At 40.8% G+C, this 18,794-nt stretch carries 15 protein-coding genes and 1 riboswitch; of the genes, 13 read left to right on the top strand and 2 right to left on the bottom strand.

Annotation, left to right across the window (positions count from 1 at the left end; genetic code table 11):
* The first annotated feature begins 19 nt into the window (after positions 1-19).
* Positions 20-1,495 (top strand): aldehyde dehydrogenase family protein, encoded by a 1,476-nt coding sequence (locus ACQKFG_RS18350; RefSeq protein WP_427561412.1) that lies wholly within the window; start codon positions 20-22, stop codon positions 1,493-1,495.
* A gap of 38 nt (positions 1,496-1,533) precedes the next feature.
* On the top strand, positions 1,534-2,811 hold the full coding sequence (locus ACQKFG_RS18345; RefSeq protein WP_427561409.1) for an MFS transporter: 1,278 nt from the start codon (positions 1,534-1,536) through the stop codon (positions 2,809-2,811).
* A 113-nt stretch (positions 2,812-2,924) separates the two neighbouring features.
* Here the strand turns inward: ACQKFG_RS18345 and ACQKFG_RS18340 are convergent, their stop codons facing one another.
* On the bottom strand, positions 2,925-3,656 hold the full coding sequence (locus tag ACQKFG_RS18340) for a hypothetical protein (RefSeq protein ID WP_427561406.1): 732 nt from the start codon (positions 3,654-3,656) through the stop codon (positions 2,925-2,927).
* A gap of 191 nt (positions 3,657-3,847) precedes the next feature.
* On the opposite strand from ACQKFG_RS18340, the gene ACQKFG_RS18335 reads away from it, so the two are divergent.
* From ACQKFG_RS18335 to ACQKFG_RS18290, 10 genes are all read left to right on the top strand, one after another.
* Positions 3,848-4,732, top strand: coding sequence for a hypothetical protein (locus ACQKFG_RS18335; protein ID WP_427561403.1), 885 nt, complete (start codon positions 3,848-3,850; stop codon positions 4,730-4,732).
* Between the two features lie 310 nt (positions 4,733-5,042).
* Complete coding sequence (locus ACQKFG_RS18330; RefSeq protein WP_427561401.1) at positions 5,043-6,662, top strand: amidohydrolase; 1,620 nt, start codon at positions 5,043-5,045, stop codon at positions 6,660-6,662.
* Positions 6,663-6,751: 89 nt separating this feature from the next.
* Positions 6,752-7,984: a Zn-dependent hydrolase gene (locus ACQKFG_RS18325; RefSeq protein WP_427561398.1), complete on the top strand. Its 1,233-nt coding sequence runs from the start codon at positions 6,752-6,754 to the stop codon at positions 7,982-7,984.
* A gap of 133 nt (positions 7,985-8,117) precedes the next feature.
* The gene (locus ACQKFG_RS18320; protein ID WP_192204757.1) at positions 8,118-8,318 is read left to right on the top strand and encodes a DUF3311 domain-containing protein; all 201 of its coding nucleotides are present in this window, start codon (positions 8,118-8,120) and stop codon (positions 8,316-8,318) included.
* Positions 8,315-9,799, top strand: coding sequence for a sodium:solute symporter family protein (locus ACQKFG_RS18315; protein ID WP_427561394.1), 1,485 nt, complete (start codon positions 8,315-8,317; stop codon positions 9,797-9,799). The genes ACQKFG_RS18320 and ACQKFG_RS18315 overlap by 4 nt, the downstream gene beginning before the upstream one ends.
* A gap of 51 nt (positions 9,800-9,850) precedes the next feature.
* Entirely contained in the window at positions 9,851-10,717 is an 867-nt protein-coding gene (locus ACQKFG_RS18310; RefSeq protein WP_427561391.1) for a carbon-nitrogen hydrolase family protein, read from the top strand.
* 595 nt (positions 10,718-11,312) lie between these two features.
* Positions 11,313-11,630, top strand: a complete 318-nt coding sequence (locus ACQKFG_RS18305; protein WP_192204760.1) for a DUF3870 domain-containing protein — start codon at positions 11,313-11,315, stop codon at positions 11,628-11,630.
* A 174-nt stretch (positions 11,631-11,804) separates the two neighbouring features.
* Positions 11,805-12,965 (top strand): DUF819 domain-containing protein, encoded by a 1,161-nt coding sequence (locus ACQKFG_RS18300; RefSeq protein WP_427561388.1) that lies wholly within the window; start codon positions 11,805-11,807, stop codon positions 12,963-12,965.
* Between the two features lie 14 nt (positions 12,966-12,979).
* Positions 12,980-14,062, top strand: coding sequence for a dipeptide epimerase (locus ACQKFG_RS18295; protein ID WP_427561385.1), 1,083 nt, complete (start codon positions 12,980-12,982; stop codon positions 14,060-14,062).
* A 25-nt stretch (positions 14,063-14,087) separates the two neighbouring features.
* A complete protein-coding gene (locus ACQKFG_RS18290; protein WP_427561382.1) occupies positions 14,088-15,089 on the top strand; it encodes an NlpC/P60 family protein in 1,002 nt (333 codons plus the stop codon).
* Between the two features lie 565 nt (positions 15,090-15,654).
* Here the strand turns inward: ACQKFG_RS18290 and ACQKFG_RS18285 are convergent.
* Complete coding sequence (locus ACQKFG_RS18285) at positions 15,655-16,017, bottom strand: DUF2294 domain-containing protein (protein ID WP_427561379.1); 363 nt, start codon at positions 16,015-16,017, stop codon at positions 15,655-15,657.
* A gap of 241 nt (positions 16,018-16,258) precedes the next feature.
* Positions 16,259-16,400: riboswitch (cyclic di-AMP (ydaO/yuaA leader) on the top strand.
* Positions 16,401-17,102: 702 nt separating this feature from the next.
* Here ACQKFG_RS18285 and kdpA point away from each other — a divergent pair.
* Complete coding sequence (gene kdpA / locus ACQKFG_RS18280) at positions 17,103-18,776, top strand: potassium-transporting ATPase subunit KdpA (RefSeq protein ID WP_427561376.1); 1,674 nt, start codon at positions 17,103-17,105, stop codon at positions 18,774-18,776.
* Positions 18,777-18,794: the final 18 nt, after the last annotated feature.

Below are 18,794 nucleotides of genomic sequence, written 5' to 3'. Positions count from 1 at the left end.
CGAAGGGTGGAGATGAACGTTGGAAATTTCATATAAAGTGAAAGAGTTTCAGAATATGATTAATGGCGATCTGGTTCCCGCTTCTTCCGGGAAGCGGATTGAAAGCTACGATCCGTCAACTGGCAAGGTTTGGGCAACCATTCCTTGCAGTATGGCACAAGATGCTGAAGCGGCGGTAGAAGCGGCCCGAAGTGCTTTTGCCGATTGGTCCATGAGACCAGCTATGGACCGGGCAGCTTACCTGAGGAAAATAGGTGATTTAGTCGTAAAGCATGGTGAAGAGCTAGCTGAGTTGGAATCTAGAGACAATGGTTGGGTGATCAGGGAAACGAGCCACGGCCTCATTCCCAGCTTAGCAAGCCTTTGGTATGATGCAGCAGGTGCTACAGCTATTGGGAGTACGGGAGATACTGTCCAATTGGGACCTGCAAGTGTAGGTTATTCATTGAGGGAACCTTTAGGGGTAGTAGTAGGAATCCTTCCATGGAACTCACCGCTTTTCACGTTTACCATTAAAGCGGCTTATGCGATTGCAGCAGGAAATGCTGTCGTTATCAAACCATCAGAGTTGGCTTCTATCGCGTCATTACGATATGGAGACCTGATTAATGAAATCCTCCCGCCAGGAATCCTGAATGTCGTATCAGGAACCGGAGCGGAAGTAGGAGATACTCTAGTTAAACATCCAGATGTGAACAAAATCAGTTTGACTGGTTCTGGAGGAACGGCAAGGGCGATAGCACAATCGACCGCACGAAATCCTAAGCCCATGATTTTGGAGCTTGGTGGGAAATCGCCAAACATAGTCTTTGCGGATGCTAACCTTGAAAAAGCAGCACAAGGGGTGACGAACTATGGGATATTTAGCGGCAACGCAGGCCAACTATGTGTAGGCGGATCGAGGATTTTGATTCAAAGGTCCATATTCGATGAAATGATCATTAGGATGAAAGAAGTGATGGAACAGCAAATTCATCTGGGTGATCCAATGAATCCAGCCACTTCAATGGGACCGATCGCTAACGCTGCTCAATATGAAAAAGTCCTCTCATATATAGAATTAGGCAAAAAGGAAGGAGGGGAAATCATCATCGGTGGCCGTCATGGAGGTGTCAGCCTAATACCTGATGAACCCGAATTAGCTGATGGCTATTGGGTTGAGCCAACACTGATCAAGGTCAATAGTAATTCTCTCCGTATCTGTCAAGAGGAAATCTTCGGTCCGGTAGCGACCGTTATCCCCTTTGATACGGAAGAGGAAGCCCTCACCATAGCTAATGACAGTGATTATGGTTTAGGAGCTGGAGTATGGACCTCGAATTTGGATCGGGCACATCGGATGGTACGCAAACTGGAATCGGGTAATGTGTGGGTGAACTTGTTTCGCAGGGTGGGACCTGAACTCCCATTCGGAGGCCAAAAAAGCAGTGGATTCGGAACGGATACCATTCTTGAATATACCCGTGAGAAGACCATTTATATGGAAATAGGATGAGGGAATTCGCTGTAAATAGTGGACTGGGGGTTCTGTAGATGGCACAAGATTCTAATGGCATTTTTTATGGATGGTATGTGGTGTTGTGTGGCTTTTTCATAATGTTCGCCGGTTTCTCGATAATAAATTCCCTGCACAGTTTGTTCATGGTCCCGGTTACAGAAGATTTAGGAATAAGCAGAACAACTTTTTCCATTGCACTTTCCATTGCTGGCCTTGGAGTGGCTGTTGCTTCTCCAATCATGGGGAAACTACTCGCTAAAGGGAATATGAAATGGATCATGTCAATTTGCGTAGTAATGGCCGGAGCAGGATTCATGTCATACTCGCTTGCCAACTCAGCTGTATATTTTTGTATCATAGGCTTTGTAATCGGCATCTGTGTTGCTGGCTTTTCCAATATTCCCATATCAATCATGTTAACCAATTGGTTTTATGAGAAAAAGGGAAAGGCCATGGGTTTGGCATTTGCGGGTTCGGGAATTGGGGCAGCGGTCCTAAGTCCGATCATTACAAAATTAATCTCAAATTATGGTTGGAGAACGGCCTACGTAATAGCTGGGATACTGATAATTGTCTTGACATTACCCTTGGTTTTACTATTTGCAAAGAAAAGTCCCGCGGAAAAGGGGCTTGTTCCACTGGGCTCTGATAAAATGGAAATGGCCGAAACGACTGTGGAATCTAAACAGAAGGGCTTAACGATGAGAGAAGCAAAGAAGACGGCAATGTTTTGGATTTTCGTCCTGGGAATCGTTTGTTTTGCATTGGTTGCAGGAGGGGTGCAAATGCATATCCCGGCATATCTGATCGACATAGGGCATCCAGCCATCTTTGCAGGAACCATTTTCGGAATACTATCTTTGGCAAATACGGTAGGGAAATTGATTTTAGGAGCTGTATTGGATAAGTTCGGTACAGCTGGCGGTGCCATTTATGTAGGGGTTTGCATGACAATCGCAATGGCAGCACTATTGTTCGCGAAAACACAGGCATTCGCATTCCTATTCGCCATCGCCTTTGGCTTTAGCATTGTGATATCCACCCTAGGGCCTCCCTTCATGACAAATGATATCTTTGGAAAGAAAGACTTCGGCTCCATCTTTGGCATCGTGCAAGTTTTTTTTGTGGCAGCAGGTTCAATGGGAGTGATCGTTTCGGGTTTAATCTATGACTTGACAGAAAGCTATCGTGCAGCTTGGATCTTTTTCCTTTGTTTATTCATCTTCAGTATGGTTTGCGTACTAACGGCAAATGGCATGAAAAAAAAGACCATCAGCAAAATCAAAAATATTCCCGACCAAAAAATAGGATAGATTGCTAGAGCAAAAAAGCCATAATAAAGGGTTTGTCTCCTGTAAACAAAAAAGGTAAAGAGCGGCAGGCTAGAATGTTGCTCTTTACCTTACTGTTAAACTATATGATGGTTTTAAAACTTTTTACTCCATTCCTCATCTTCAAGTGGCACACCATTGGCACTAATATATTCTACAATCATATTTCCATGTTTAAGAACGCCATTTTTTATTAGGGCATTTATAATTTTGGTGAAGCGGTCATCATCTGCGTCCTGTTTCTTACGTGAAAGGGTTATCCGAATGGTTGGGGACACTTCATAATCTTTATAGCTGGCTGGTTTATTCGGATCAATCTTCAATTCTTTCCCGATTTTCTCATCAAAGACCAAGAGTAATTGATTATGATCGCCTATTTCTTCCTGAATCTCCTTCCACTCATCACTCTCTGCAATATCTCCCATTTCTTTGGAAATCAATACGTCACCAAGTTCTTTTTCAACATAAGGCCTTATTTCTTTTTCTGCTTCATCTTGCCATTTATCTGATATGAATGTGTCCTCCATTTCCCCTGTTTCCTCATTAAAGAAAACCAGAAATTGAGTATCATATTTTTCATGTTTCACTTTAGCTGCATATTCAAAATTGCCCCGGTTTCCCATATTGTCGTATAGGACATCATATATTTCGGTTCCGTCATCAAAAGTTTTCCCTAAATATCGTTCAGCTTGATCCCGGACCTTCTTTTCTTCTGCGGGATCTGCTTTCATACTCTGCGTGAATGAAAACATAAGTATCACCACTCCGGCGACGATGATTGAAAAAATACCTAGTAAAGTAAGTAAAATCTTTTTTGTTTTGCTCAAGGAACAACCTCCTGTAATCTCTGCAACTTATCAATAATTACCATATTATTCTAACATTATTATCGCTCTTTTTACTATGGAAATTGAGCGGATCTTTTCCCGGTGCGAAATCTAAATTGCCCGCCCTCCAAAATATCGGGATACTTTGTTACAATAAATAAATGGTTAGTACCCTAAAGGGAGAGATTGACTTGGAAATCTATCAAAGAAAAATGAATCATAATCGGGATGAATACAGAAAGTTGCGGTGGCAACAGCATCGTTTACAAGTTACAGGGCTATTCGATGCCGTTTTTTCGAAAAAAGCGTTCGCAGATAAAGTGGCTATCGTTGGTGCAGGCAATTGCGATGATTTGGATTTAGAGTATCTGGCGACTAGATGCAACTCCATATATTTATTTGATATTGATATGGAAAGTATGGAAAAGGGTACGGCGAAATTGCCTGAACGGACCCGGAAGAAAATTCAACTTGTTGAAATCGATGTAACAGGCCTTGATAAAGTGGATTTTGAACATGACCTATCTTCCATGCTGGATCGTGGTGAAACGGCAAAGGGAATTACTCAATATTTAAAGGAAACCGAGAATCGGTTAGCTCAGCTTTCTGAAAGTGTTTTTGCTAATTATTATAATGATTTTGATATCGTGGCAACATCAGCCATTTATACCCAACTATTTTATAATTGGGCCAAGGAACTGTTTTCTGATTACGAACACCAATATCAGAAAGAAGGCGCAGAAGAGATTAAGAATGGAATTTTAGATTTAAGGGATGAAATCGTACGTAAAATGAATCACTCTATTTCTAAATGTACCAAGCAAAAGGGATTCTGTATTACATGGACTGATATCTTAAAAATCGAACCTGAGTATATGGATACAATTAATGAAGGGATGAATGCCATCTTTGCATTGGCCTCGAACGTAGGATATGGGGCAGCATTGATTGGGGTAAAAACGTTTATTGAAAATGTGGATAAAAGCGAATTAAGCCTTCGCTACTGGACATGGGATTTTAATGCAAACAAACAGTATTTGACCATTGGCATTATTGGAAAATTGAATGGCTTGTAAATAAATGAAAGGCGGGATAGCAGCTATACCTATCCCTTTTTTTATTGGTTATAGAACCAATAGAAATATTATCAATCACTTTTGCGTGATAAAAGGGAACTGGATCGGTAAATCATAAGGAATAAGACATAATTATATAAAAGGTATAAAAAAACGATGAAATTTTTGACTATTTGTCTAATGATTTAACAATCTGGTGTGGATATAATAAATCTGTTGAAAACAGAATATTCCGATAAGTGAAGGCGAGAGTAAGAAGAGGAAGAGGACGTAGTAATGAGGGTGAAACAATAAGGAAGGGGTGTGTTGTTTGAAAGCTGATATCGTGTTCATGAACGGCGAGGTCATAACTGTAAATCAAAAAAATGAAGTAGCAGAAGCCCTGGCGATTAAAAGTAATCGCATCTCGGCAGTCGGTACCAATCATGAAATCAAGGCATTTATCGGAGAAGAAACAAATGTGGTTGATTTGCAGGGGAAGTCATTACTTCCCGGGTTTATTGATTCTCATATTCATCTTATATTGTACGGTGCCAATCAATTGGCAGTAAGTTGTAAAGCAGAACATATCAAATCTGTAGAAGATTTATTGATCGATCTCAAGAAGAAAGCTTCGACGATCCCAAAAGGTGAGTGGATCCGCGCCTGGGGCTTTAATGAGACCGTCGTGAAAGAAAAACGTTATCCAACAATAGCCGAGCTGGATGCTATTTCAACAGACCATCCCATCATGGTAACCCGTACATGCAGCCATATAAGCGTGGTGAATAGCAGGGCGTTAGCGATTGCCCGAATTGATGAGAACTCAGAGAACCCAACTGGGGGGATCATAGAAAAGGATACGGCTGGAAGGATTACAGGCAAACTCATTGAAACAGCAAATATGATAATGGCCGACAGAGCAAGTTATTCAGAAAGTGAACTGTTGAAAGCAGTGAAAATAGCCTCGGAACATTTCATCGCAGCAGGCATAACAAGCATTCATGAAGCTGGTGCCCATGGTCCTGAAAGTTTCCGTTTAATGCAGCAGGCCATAAAAAATAACGATATTCGTGTCCGTATCTATGCGATGGTCGGTTCATTGAATAATTCTCATGAATTTGTAAATAAAATGGTGGATTCAGGAGTCATGACCGGAACTGGGGACGAAAGATTCAAAATCGGACCAGCAAAATTGTTTACGGATGGCAGCAGTACCGGTCCGACAATCGCTACCCGTGAGCCTTATTCGAGTGATCCTGGCAATTTTGGCATTCTTTATTATAAAGAAGAGGAAATCTATCAAATACTAGGTCGGGCACATAAAAAAGGTTATCAGATCACAGTCCATGCCCAGGGCGACAAAGCGATAGAGATGTATTTGAATTGCGTGGAAAAGGCCTTGAATGAATCGCCCAGAAAAGATCATAGACATAGAATCGAGCATGCTGGAATATCTTCGCCAGATTTACAAATGAGGATGAAAGAACTTGAAGTCATCCCAATCCCCAACCCCCCATTTCCTTATGAGTTCGGCGATATATATATTGAACACTACGGCAATAGGGTCAACCACATGTACGCCGCCCGTGATTATATTGATAATGGCATCTTGGCCGCAGGAGGTTCCGATGCTCCCGTTACTGATCACAATCCTTTATTAGGCATACACGTTGCTGTTAATAGAACAAGCAGATCTGGTACGAAAATAGGTCCGGTTCAATCTATTAGCGTATTGGAAGCCATAAAACTATACACATGGAATGGCGCGTTTGCGAGCTTTGATGAAGATATCAAAGGCAGCCTGGAGCCAGGAAAGCTGGCCGATTTAGTAGTATTGAATGATAGTATATTGAAAGTGGATTCCCAAAGTATCAAGGATTTGAAAGTTGAGTCAACGATTCTGAATGGGGAGATTCTTTATCATAGGGGAACATTAGTAGAAATATAAATCCGGCATGACCATTCTAAAACAACCATACCTTCAATTTCATTTTTTCTTAAGCGAACGCATGTAGAATTTAAAGGGGGATATTGGCTATGAAAAAGCAAAAATTATCAATTAATGGTGAAAGGCTGAGTCGTACGCTCGAGAAATTCGCTGATTTTGGAAGGACAGAAAATAATGGAGTCACACGGCTTTCCCTTTCAGAAGAAGACCGATTAGTCCGTGATTACTTTTGCGCTTGCTGTAAAGAATTGGGTATGACCATTAAGGTTGATGATATGGGGAATATTTACGCTACATTAGCGGGAATTGAAAACAAACCGCCTATTGTGATGGGATCACATATGGATACCGTAAAAAAGGGCGGGAGGTTTGATGGTATCTTGGGTGTAGCTGCAGGCTTGGAAGTGGTGCGGACTCTGGTGGAAAATAATATCCAACCTAAAATCCCGATAATGATCGTCAATTTTACAAACGAAGAGGGAGCCAGATTCGAACCTTCCATGATGTCTTCGGGAGTCCTTTCAGGTAAATTCGAAAAATCCATCATGCTGCAAAAGACGGATAGTGACGGAACGACTTTCGAAAGTGCTCTGAATGCCATTGGATATGCAGGGGATAAAGAAAATCGTTTAAAAGAAGCGACTGCATTTCTAGAATTGCATATTGAACAAGGGCCGATTCTTGAACGTGAATCACTAACGATCGGTGTCGTTGAATGTGTCCTTGGCATGGTGTGCTATGAGATAGAAGTTACTGGAGAATCCGATCATGCCGGTACCACCCCGATGAATATGAGAAAAGATGCTTTCTTCACTGCGAATACCTTGATTATGGAGGCTCGTCAGAAGCTAGGCATGCTTGAAGACGATTTGGTTTTTACGATGGGAAGGGTAAATGTGTTTCCTAATATCCATACGGTTATTCCTAATAAAGTGGTTTTTTCGCTAGAAGCGAGACATAAGGATTCCAATGTCATCGAAAAGGTGGAGGAAATTATTGAAAGCCTTACAACTACAGGTTCAGAAGGCGGATGCGACATCCAAGTGAAAAAATTATGGGACAGGGATACTGTTTGGTTCGACAAGTCCACTTGCAATTTGCTAGAGCAATCGAGCAATACATTAGGTCTACCCTATAAGAGAATGGTAAGCGGTGCAGGACATGATGCGCAGTTTATAGCCAGTTATATACCGACTGCCATGGTTTTCGTACCAAGCATCAACGGTAAAAGTCATTGTGAAGAGGAACTTACTACTTGGGAAGATTGTGAAAAAGGCGTCAATGTTATATTGGAAACGGTCCTTGCCATCCAGTCTCCTTAAGACGCATGTACAATTGGTTGTAAGCAGCTAATGACAGTTTGCCACGGATTCTATCAAACCATCAGTTCAGTTTGAAACTAGGCTTGACTGATGGTGATCCATTTTCGGAAACCTAATTAGGGGAGGGTATAATTTGAATGCTATTAAGCTATTGCTTTTTGTTCCATTTATAGGGTTCTTAGGTTTATTGTCCTATGCAAATAAAATAGAACCGTATATATTGGGGATGCCTTTTTTGTTATTTTGGGTCGCATTTTGGATGGTCATGGCATCGATCATCTTAATGATTGTCTATAAGTTCGATCCTGATAATAAAGGGAGTGATTCCGAATGAATATATCATTACTCATCATTTCCATCTTCTTGATTCTGGCACTTTATTTAGGGATAAAAGCAAGAAAGGGGAAGGATATGGACATGGAGCAATTTGCCGTAGGGGGCAGGGGCTTCGGTACATTCTTCATTTTTCTCTTGATAGCAGGTGAAATTTATACAACTTTTACATTCCTGGGCGGAAGTGGGTGGGCGTACTCAAAGGGTGCCGCTGCTTATTATGTTCCCGCCTATATTTTCTTAGCCTACGTCCTATCATATTGGCTCGTTCCTAAAATATGGAGATATTCAAAACGCCATTCCATCATCTCTCAGCCAGAGTATTTTGCATCTAAATATAAAAGCAGGGCAATGGGGATGATCGTTGCTGTATTGGGGAGCTTAGCCCTCGTGCCGTACATAGTCATACAGCTTAAAGGATTAGGTATCATTGTTTCCGAAGCATCTTACGGGGCGATTTCTCCAGTAGCTGCAAGTGTCATCGGTGCTGTTGTCGTAACTACCTATGTAATGATTTCAGGCATTCATGGATCAGCATGGACAGCCATACTGAAAGATTTCATGATCTTGGTAGTCGTAATCTTTTTAGGGATTTACATTCCATTTCATTACTTCGGGGGCATACAGCCAATGTTCGAGACCGTCCAAGCTGCTAAACCGGAAATGTTGGTTTTGGCAGATCAAGGATTGAGTCAGTCCTGGTTTGTGTCCACCGTTTTGCTGAATGCACTAGGATTTTATTTACTGCCACAAACATTCATGGTCGTTTTATCGTCCAATGGGGAAAGGACCCTTCGCAAAAACGCGATTGCGTTACCCTTATACACATTGTTACTGCTATTCGTTTTTTTCATCGGATTTACAGCCATCATGGAAATCCCGGGATTGCAAGGAGCTGATGGGGATCTCTCACTTTTAAGGCTGGCGATTCAAACATTCGATCCCTGGGTGATAGGGGTTATCGGAGCTGCAGGTTTATTGACGGCCCTAGTACCGGCTTCAGTCATGCTAATGGCTGCATCGGTAGGTCTGACAAATAGCTTTTACAAAGTTCTGGTACCTGCTGCGACTGAAACACATCAGTTGATTGTCTCAAGGATCATCATCATCGGTATCTCAATCATTGCTTTAATTGTAACGGTAACAGGCGGCGAGGCTTTGGCCATCTTGAATATCATGTCATACAGTTTGATTACACAACTGGCACCTTCCTTGTTTTGCAGTTTATCAAAAACCAATATGATCAATAAGTATGGTGCAATGGCAGGGATATTGGCAGGTGTCCTGATAGTTTTATATGCGACAATTGCAGATGTGAAAGTTGCTACATTTCTGCCGGATATCCCACATGTAATTAATGATATCAGTACAGGCGTCATAGCTTTGTTGTTTAATATTCTTGTAACATTCATTGTAAGTGCACTGACTAAACATATCTCTATGCAACAGACCGAAATGAACGATCTGGACAAGATATCCTAATTTCTTTTAACAAGATTAATGGAATAAAAAGCATGATATGGGAGGGCTTTTGTGAAAATTAAAATAACCGCTTGTCAATTTCGAGTAGAAAAAGTATCAAATTTCAATGAATTTCAGAAACAAGTAGAAGACTTGATCACCCAAGTTCCCGAAAACTCGGATTATATCATTTTTCCTGAACTGTTAACCATCGGGTTATCAGCGGCCTTTGGAGAACAAGATGCTTCGTCCGTTATCAGGATTGATGAATATACCAAACAATACAAAGACCTTTTCCGTTCACTTTCCAGAAAAAGAAAGCAGGTCATCATTGCGGGCACTCATCTGGAACACCGCGAAAATGAATACTTCAATATCGCATACATTTTTGATAAAGATGGATCGGTCTTTGAGCATAAAAAAACTCATATCTTTCCTGCTGAAGAGAATTGGCATACTTCTGAAGGTGATGATCTGGAAGTTTATTCCTTAGGTCCGGTTAAAATAGGAATAGCGGTATGTTATGAAGCGGAGATACCTGAAATTTCAAGGATATTATCAGTGAACGGGGCCGACATCATTTTTTGCCCATCCTACACATTTACAGAGGCTGGTTTTTGGCGGGTACGCCATTGCGCACATGCACGCGCAATCGAGAATCAGGTGTATTTTGTTCATTGCCCAACTGTTGGTGAACCTGGGACACCGCTGCCGAACGGTTACGGCCGTGCCAGTATACTTAGTCCCTGTGACAGCGCTTGGCCAGCAAATGGAGTAGTAGCCGAGGCGGTAATGAATGAACATACAGTCATTACCGGGACGGTCGATATGGACGAGCTTTATGAGAATCGAAAAAGTGGTGCGGCGACCACTTTTAAGGATCGTAATCGCCGAAAAGAGATGTATGCGAAATATGAGCCTTATGAAGGGCTGAAATAATCTTGTCTAAAAAAGGTGGTTCGGAGATTATCCCGATTATTATTTTTCACTGTTTTATATGAGATGATTCTCAATGAATGGAATGGATTTGTGTTACTCCTGCCGAATAACTGGCTAGCCGGGACCCCACAGAGCGAGGAGTCTAGCCAGTCGGTAGGCGGAAATGGAGCCGATTTTCAAAAGTAAGCTGGAACTTTTAAAAAAAAGACTGCTGGCTTTTCTCCGAATTTGTCTACAGTCTGCGACAATATTAATACAAGAGTGTTTTTCCTCTTCTATCTTCCAATAAAATAAAAAACAGAAGGAATAGTCATACTAATCTAGTTTAAGATTTGCAAAACCTTTCGTTTAATGGCTTCCATATAGGCATTTAACGGTATGATTTTGCATTTATTCCTCACTTGGCGCGCATTAACTATAAAACGTTTCTATTCTCTTGCGCATGAAATGAGAATTGACTTAATATACAAAATATATTGTCAAATGCATGTTACATATATTAAAATGTTTGTAACCATTTCATATTGTAATAATATAGATAGTCACCCTATTTATACCTGTTATGATGTCTGTAATGGCAGGAGGCATTATAAGTATGTTTCAGCAGAACACAGTATATATAGTTGGCGAATCGAAGGCAGCATCCAATAATCCAATTACACAGCAATTCAACTGCTTTTTTATCGGTTTCGTCATTGATAGTGATACGCATGATATCGTGGATGCGGAATGCTCGACTACAATATCGATTACATCACGCTTCATTCAATCCATGTTAGTCGGTAAATCAATTCTTCGGCCCGATGAATTGGAGAAGGAAATTGAGAAACGGTACTTTGGTTCATCTCAGAAAGCACTGACCGTCGCTCTAAGAAATGCGAGCATTAAATATCAGCAACTTTATAAGTCATAGCTGCTTCTTTTGTCAGTCGCAATTGAAATCCAGCTGTTAAAGAGTGTGTACGCGCTCTTTGGCAGCTGGATTTTTTTATGTAGGTCTATGCAAGGCTTCATTGGCGGGTTTGAATAAAATTGAAAATTTAATTTTATTATCATGAAACTCCCTAAATATAAGGAGGTATGAAATATGATTCAAGATGGTTTGATGTTTGTCTGTTTTTTATTGGCATTTACGGCCGTGATTGCGGTAGCGGAAAAAAAGATAGGAGGAAAGTTCTTCAAGTATGTTCCTGGTATTGTCCTTATTTATATTGGAGCGGCATTGATGAAAACATTTGGGGTCTTTTCAGATAGTGAGTCAGTCGAAAGTGCATATGGCACCATACGAGGACTCCTGCTACCCGCCATGTTAATGCTCATGCTTTTGCAATGCGATATGCGAAAAATAATCAGACTTGGGCCAAAGATGCTTTTAACTTTTTTTGCCGCTTCCTTCAGCATCATCGGGGGATTCACTCTTACTTACGTTTTATTGAATGGTTTTTATGCTGAAGGAACATGGAAGGCGTTTTCGGCCTTGAGCGCAAGCTGGACAGGGGGATCTGCCAATATGGTGATCTTGCAAGGAATACTCGATGTACCTGAAAATATATTTGGCTATGCGTTGATCATGGATACAGTCAATTATTCCATTTGGGTCATGTTCTTGTTTTGGCTTGTGCCTCTTGCTGGAAAATTCAATATTTGGACTAAAGCGGATACATCTTTCATTGATCAAATGACTTCCGAGCTTGAAGCGGGGGAAACCGCCAAGACGGAATTTGGATTCGTGGAATTGATCGGTTTCTTGGCGCTGGCTTTAATTGTATCAGCAGGGGCAACCAAAATTGGGGAGGGACTGCCAGTACTGGGTGCCGCTGTGAATGGAACCACTTGGACGATCATCATCGCTTCGACCGTAGGTTTAATTCTGGCTGTCACAAAGGTTGGACGTATTGCCGGTTCCATGGAAATTTCAAAAGTCATGCTTTATATAGTCATTGGTTTAATAGCTTCCCATGCCGATTTTTCACAGCTGTTTCAAGCACCTGTGTATATTTTATCCGGATTTATGATTCTATTCTTTCATGGATTGATCATGGTCATTTTGGCCAAAATCTTTAAGTTGGATCTATTTACAATGGGAGTTGCCTCATTGGCCAATATAGGGGGTGTGGCATCAGCTCCTATATTGGCAGGTGCATTCAACCGGGCGCTAATACCGGTCGGGATATTGATGGCTGTACTTGGCAGTCTTCTGGGCACCTATTTTGGAATTCTTACATCATATATACTCTCAAGCTTTTAGGAAGGGTTGTTAATATGAAGATTGAAAGTTTAAAAGTATCAGTGGAAACCTTGCCACTTGTCAAGCCATTCAAAACGGCATTACGCACCGCAATGGAGATTGAAAACATCATGGTTTCCGTAAAGTTGGAGGATGGAACGGAAGGTTTGGGGGCCGCAGCCCCTACGGTCGCCATCACAGGTGATTCTACAAAAGGAATCATGATGGTCATTGAAGAAGTAATCACACCACATTTAATTGGCCGCGACATCGAGAATATCAATGCATTGTCTCAGCAGATCCAACGATCCTGTGTAGGTAACACAAGTGCAAAAGCTGCTGTTGAAATCGCTTTGTACGACGCAGTCAGCAAACGATGGCAGCTCCCTTTATATCAATATCTTGGCGGTAAATCGAATGTCCTGAAAAATGATATGACAATCAGCGTTGATGAACCCGAAGAAATGGCTAAGGCGGCATTGTCCCTCATTGATGGCGGATTCTCAACGATGAAGATAAAATTGGGGAAAGACTGGAAGAGTGACGTGGAGCGGGTTGCCTGCATTCGTGCTGCTGTTGGCGATCAGGTTACTATCAGGATTGACGCAAATCAAGGGTGGACAACAAAACAAGCGATTTCCATTATTCATGAACTCGAGGAAAGAAAGCTGAATGTTGATTTGGTGGAACAGCCGGTTCAAGCCCATGATATCAAAGGGTTGAAAGAAATAAAGAGGTCTGTCCAAGTGCCGATCATGGCCGATGAAAGTTTGTTTTCCCCTCGTGATGCAATGAGACTCCTGAATGAACATGCTGTTGATTTACTTAATATTAAATTAATGAAAACAGGAGGAATTCGACGTGCACTTCAAATCGCCGATATGGCAGAAGCAGCAGGGGTGGAATGCATGATCGGGAGTATGATGGAATCGACCGTGAGTGTAGCAGCCGCAGCTCATCTGGCAACCGCCCATCCTAATATAACGAAGATTGATTTAGATGCACCATTATGGATTAAGAATGAACCATTTGAAGGCATTCAATTTATGAAAGATCAACTTCTCATTGCTGATAAACCTGGACTAGGAGTCAAGAGGAAATCCTCATTTACTCAATAAAAACTATTTCGAAAGGGTGATTATTTTGAAAAAGTTAACAGTTGTGGTGCTATCTTTATTTACTCTCGGTATTTTAGTTTTCAGTCCCATTGAAGCCAATGCAAAAGAAAAGGAGAAAATTGCCTATGTAGATGTAGCTGTGGCCACTCTTTGGACTGAGCCTGGATTATTAAGGGAAATCGATGCTCCTTCAGCATCGAACCCTGTTGATATGAATGCCTGGATCGGCTCGATGAATTATGAAGACAAACTGTGGCTTGTAGGTAACCTGGAAACACAAGCGTTATATGGTTCAAAAGTGACGATTCTAGAAGAACAGGGTGAATGGGTGAAATTAGCCGTTGCCAATCAACCGACGCCCCGTAATGATATTGGTTATCCAGGATGGATGCCAAAGGCACAATTAAAAGACGGAAATTCTTTTGAGAAGCAATTTAAACGAGGATTTGCCCTTGTAAATGCCCCTAAGACTTGGCTTTATTCGGATTCGAAACTTCGGTTCAAATTCATGGAGGTCAGCTTCGATACCCGCCTCCCGTTATTACAGGTGAAAAAAGATAAAGTGAAGGTGATGACACCGAGTAATGGCGCAAAATGGATAGAAAAGCAGGACGTGTCAGTCTATCAAAATGAAAATCAAATACCTGCTCCAACCGGTAAGGACATCGTTGATTCAGGAAAAGAATTTTTGGGGCTTCCTTACCTATGGGCTGGAATGTCCGGTTTTGGATTTGACTGTTCTGGATTTACCTATACAATGTACCATGCTAATGGAATTACGATTCCAAGGGACTCTTCCGTTCAGGCGCAACAGGGCAAAAAGGTGGAACAAGAAAACCTTCAACCAGGTGATTTACTATTTTTTGCCTATGATAAAGGAAAGGGAAGGGTCCATCATGTTGGAATGTATATTGGTGATGGAAAAATGATCCATTCGCCAAACAGCTCAACACATGTAAGGATAGATGAAATAAAAACATCGGGATATGGAGAGGAATATGCAGGAGCAAGAAGATATATCGATTGAATATTAAAAACCTGAGAGCACGGTGCTCTCAGGTTTTTTTTTATGTAAACAAGATTTCAAATCTCTTCAACGGATGACAAAACTTATAACTGGCCAATCCCCTTATCTTCCTGCATACATTGAATAACCATTTCTTCATGACCCTCATCACAATCTATTTCCTCAAAAATAATATTTTGATATATTTTTTATTTTTTTTAAGTTTATGGTTCATTCAATTTTTGTAATGTGTGACGAATTCATATGGGTCTTCAAGAAGATGAATGGAAACAAGTTTCAGGAAAATCATTCATCCGCCATTCAAAGCGAACATCCTGTATCTCGAATAGGATAGCAGAACCTGAAGATTCGTATACTTTTATAGTGTATTAAGCTGGAACAACCAATCTGTTTTTACATGATTGGGGATTTTGCCTTTTATTTAAAAGAACAATAAACATCAGTGAAGGGGCATTAATCTTTGTTGTCAGACTGATGTTTTTTTCATATAAAGTTTTTTTGAAATAATTTACTGTAATATTTGTTTGGTAGAATCGTAACTTTATAGCCCTTCTACTTGATCGTTTCAAAAAAGACGTTCTAAATCCTTATCCATAATGAAAACTTCAATTCTTTCACCTGTTTTGGTACTTATATCACTGTGAGAAGAAAGAACCTTACATCCCGTATGATCTTCAACAATTTTTTCGTAATCCTTCGTGTACATTTCACGAAGCAGGGAACGCATTTTCTTTACAAGCTTTTTGCCAGAATTGTGACTTACAAGGTGCTTTTCCTCAACAGTTAGAACACCCTTGAAACGGGTTATCAACATATCATTGATAATATACGTTTTAGTTTCTTGAGGTCCTCTTCCAATCAATTCGCGCTGGAACTTAATGAATGCTTCACTTATTTCAGCTTCTAGCCTTTTTTTTGTATTTATCATAATGCCTCCAATTATCTGACCAATTTATGGGGTTTATCATAATGCCATTTTTGAGTTCTTGTCAATAACAGTTTGTGAAACTTTGGGAAAATGCGAAATAGTTAGTATTTTGAAGGAAGAAAGCACTTTTGTGTTTTAAATGGTTAAATATGGGCTGTAATGAATGAATATGGAGGTTTTTAAAGAATTATATGAGTTTACAAACCTTCGGTGAGGAGCGTACAATAACCTCAGAAATACAATTTGATATCGGCCAAATCTCAAGTGATTGAGAACGGAGGACCCACTATTTTTGGGGTTAATTCTGCATTTGCAGAAGGGATGAGATACTCTTTCGCCATCCTACCCGTCAGCTAACTTCGTCGGCTAAAGCGAAGGAGGTCATTAGACCACCTTGATTCAGGAGGCTTTTTTGTTATGCTATAGCAAAATGGCAATCTGACATTTTCGTAGGTCTTTTTATTATGCCTATAATTGAAAAGGTTTCTTGGAAGACGGATCGTGGAGTAAGCGCTATCGCTTGCTGGGCGTTAAGTAGACCAATGATTACTTTTTCTCCATCTATATGTTTGCTTCTGCATATCTTTTCCTTTTCTGATGCGTCAAAGCTGGTGACGCTGTAAGGATAGGGATTTATTTGAGCAGGGCAGCTGTAATGGGGGAAAGTAAGCATTGGTCTATTTTTTTATGCCTTAACTGACGTTTTCCCCTCCCTGGAAAAGTCAAAGTGTTTAAAAAACGAAAGAGTTTGTCCAATTCCATTCAAAGAAATGGGATGTAAACGAGGTTTTAGCAAAAGGTCTTCGAGATTAAGATACTTACCTTTTAAGGAGGTGGTTCGGAATAAAAGTTTTAATAGCTGTGTGGGAGGAGTGATACAAAATGGATGTGATAGCAATTTTACTAATGGTTATACCGTTTCTTTTCTTTTTAGGATTCATTCATTTTTGTAATAAAGTCATAGCAGATGAGGGAGAGTAGCGAGATGTTTTTAATGATCATCGTCGGAGCGGTTACGCTGTATTTAATACATGCCTTAATATATCCGGAAAAATACTAATGGTGACTATCGGAGGAATTTGCAAATGGATCTATTACAAATGGTTGTGGTATTGGCAATTGCGGTTATATTAGCCGTGCCATTGGCTAAGTATTTAACGAATGTTTATTCCCTTGAAATAACGAAACAAGATCGCATTTTTGGAAGGATGGAACGGTATATCTTTAAACTGTCCGGGATTAAGACGCATGATATGAAATGGCAGCAGTACGCCAAGGCCTTGATATTGAGTAATTTAGTGATGTTCTTTATTTCTTATATGATCCTTCGTTTCCAAGGGGAGTTACCAGGCAACCCTAGTGATGTAGACGGCATGGAGCCATTGCTGGCATTCAATACCGCTGCAAGTTTTCTTACGAATACCAATTTACAGCATTATAGCGGGGAATCAGGCCTGTCCTATTTATCACAAATGGCAGTAATCATATTCTTGATGTTCACGAGCCCCGCTACAGGACTTTCATTGTGTATTGCTTTCTTTAGGGGGTTAACTGGTCAGAGGAGTCTGGGAAACTTCTATGTGGATTTTATTCGTACGATTACCCGATTGCTGCTTCCCTTATCTATTTTGATTGGTTTAATCCTTGTGTCCCAAGGGGTTCCGCAAACATTCAGCACTACTGCAGTTGCTACAACATTAGAAGGAGCGACCCAATATATAGCAAGGGGGCCTGTAGCGGCACTGGAATCGATTAAGCATATAGGTACAAACGGAGGAGGGTTCTTTGGGGTTAACTCAGCCCATCCATTTGAAAATCCTAATGGTTTTACTAATGTATTGGAAATATTGTCCATGTTCCTTATACCTGCTGCCCTTCCGTTGACATTTGGATATATGGCGAAAAATAAGAAGCAAGGCTGGATTCTATTTTCAGCGATGGGACTTATGCTACTTCTCTTCTTGGGCATGACTTATTTCAATGAAAAAAATGGTAATCCAGCTTTAGAGCAATTGGGCCTTTCACAAGAGAGTGGGAGTATGGAAGGGAAGGAGGTTCGTTTCGGGGTGGCTCAGAGTGCATTATTCACTAGCATCACTACAGCTGCCACTACAGGGTCGGTAAATAATATGCATGATACCCTAACACCTCTGGGAAGTATAGCCCCACTAGCAATGATGATGTTGAATTGTGTATTTGGCGGAGAAGGTGTGGGGACAATCAATATTCTCATGTATTCAATAATGGCTGTATTTCTTGCCGGACTTATGGTGGGACGTACACCTGAGTTTTTGGGTAAGAAGATTGAAGGGCAGGAGATGAAATTAATAGCTTTAGCAATACTTCTACACCCATTGATCATATTAGTTCCATCTGCCATCGCTTTAGCGACACAAATGGGATCAGCAGCTATTTCAAATCCTGGTTTTCATGGTATTTCCCAAGTAGTTTATGAGTTTACCTCTTCTGCTGCCAATAATGGTTCCGGTTTTGAAGGCTTAGGCGACAATACACCTTTTTGGAATATTTCCACCGGTTTAGTCATGTTGTTCGGCCGTTACTTTTCGATGTTTGCAATGATTGCTGTCGCAGGATCATTATTGGTAAAGAAACGTGTTCCTGAGACAATTGGAACATTCAAAACGGATAATAGTACCTTCCTTGTCATTCTTTTAGCAACGGTTTTAATTATAGGAGCTTTGACTTTCTTTCCCATAATAGCACTTGGACCAATCGCTGAATGGCTTACGATTAGATAAATGTTGAAAGGGGCATTC

The organism is Peribacillus sp. NPDC076916, assembly GCF_050269675.1.
GTDB classification, from domain to species: Bacteria; Bacillota; Bacilli; order Bacillales; family DSM-1321; genus Peribacillus; species Peribacillus aracenensis.
Note: the sequence above shows the minus strand (reverse complement) of the source record. Positions and strands in the feature narration are given on the sequence as shown.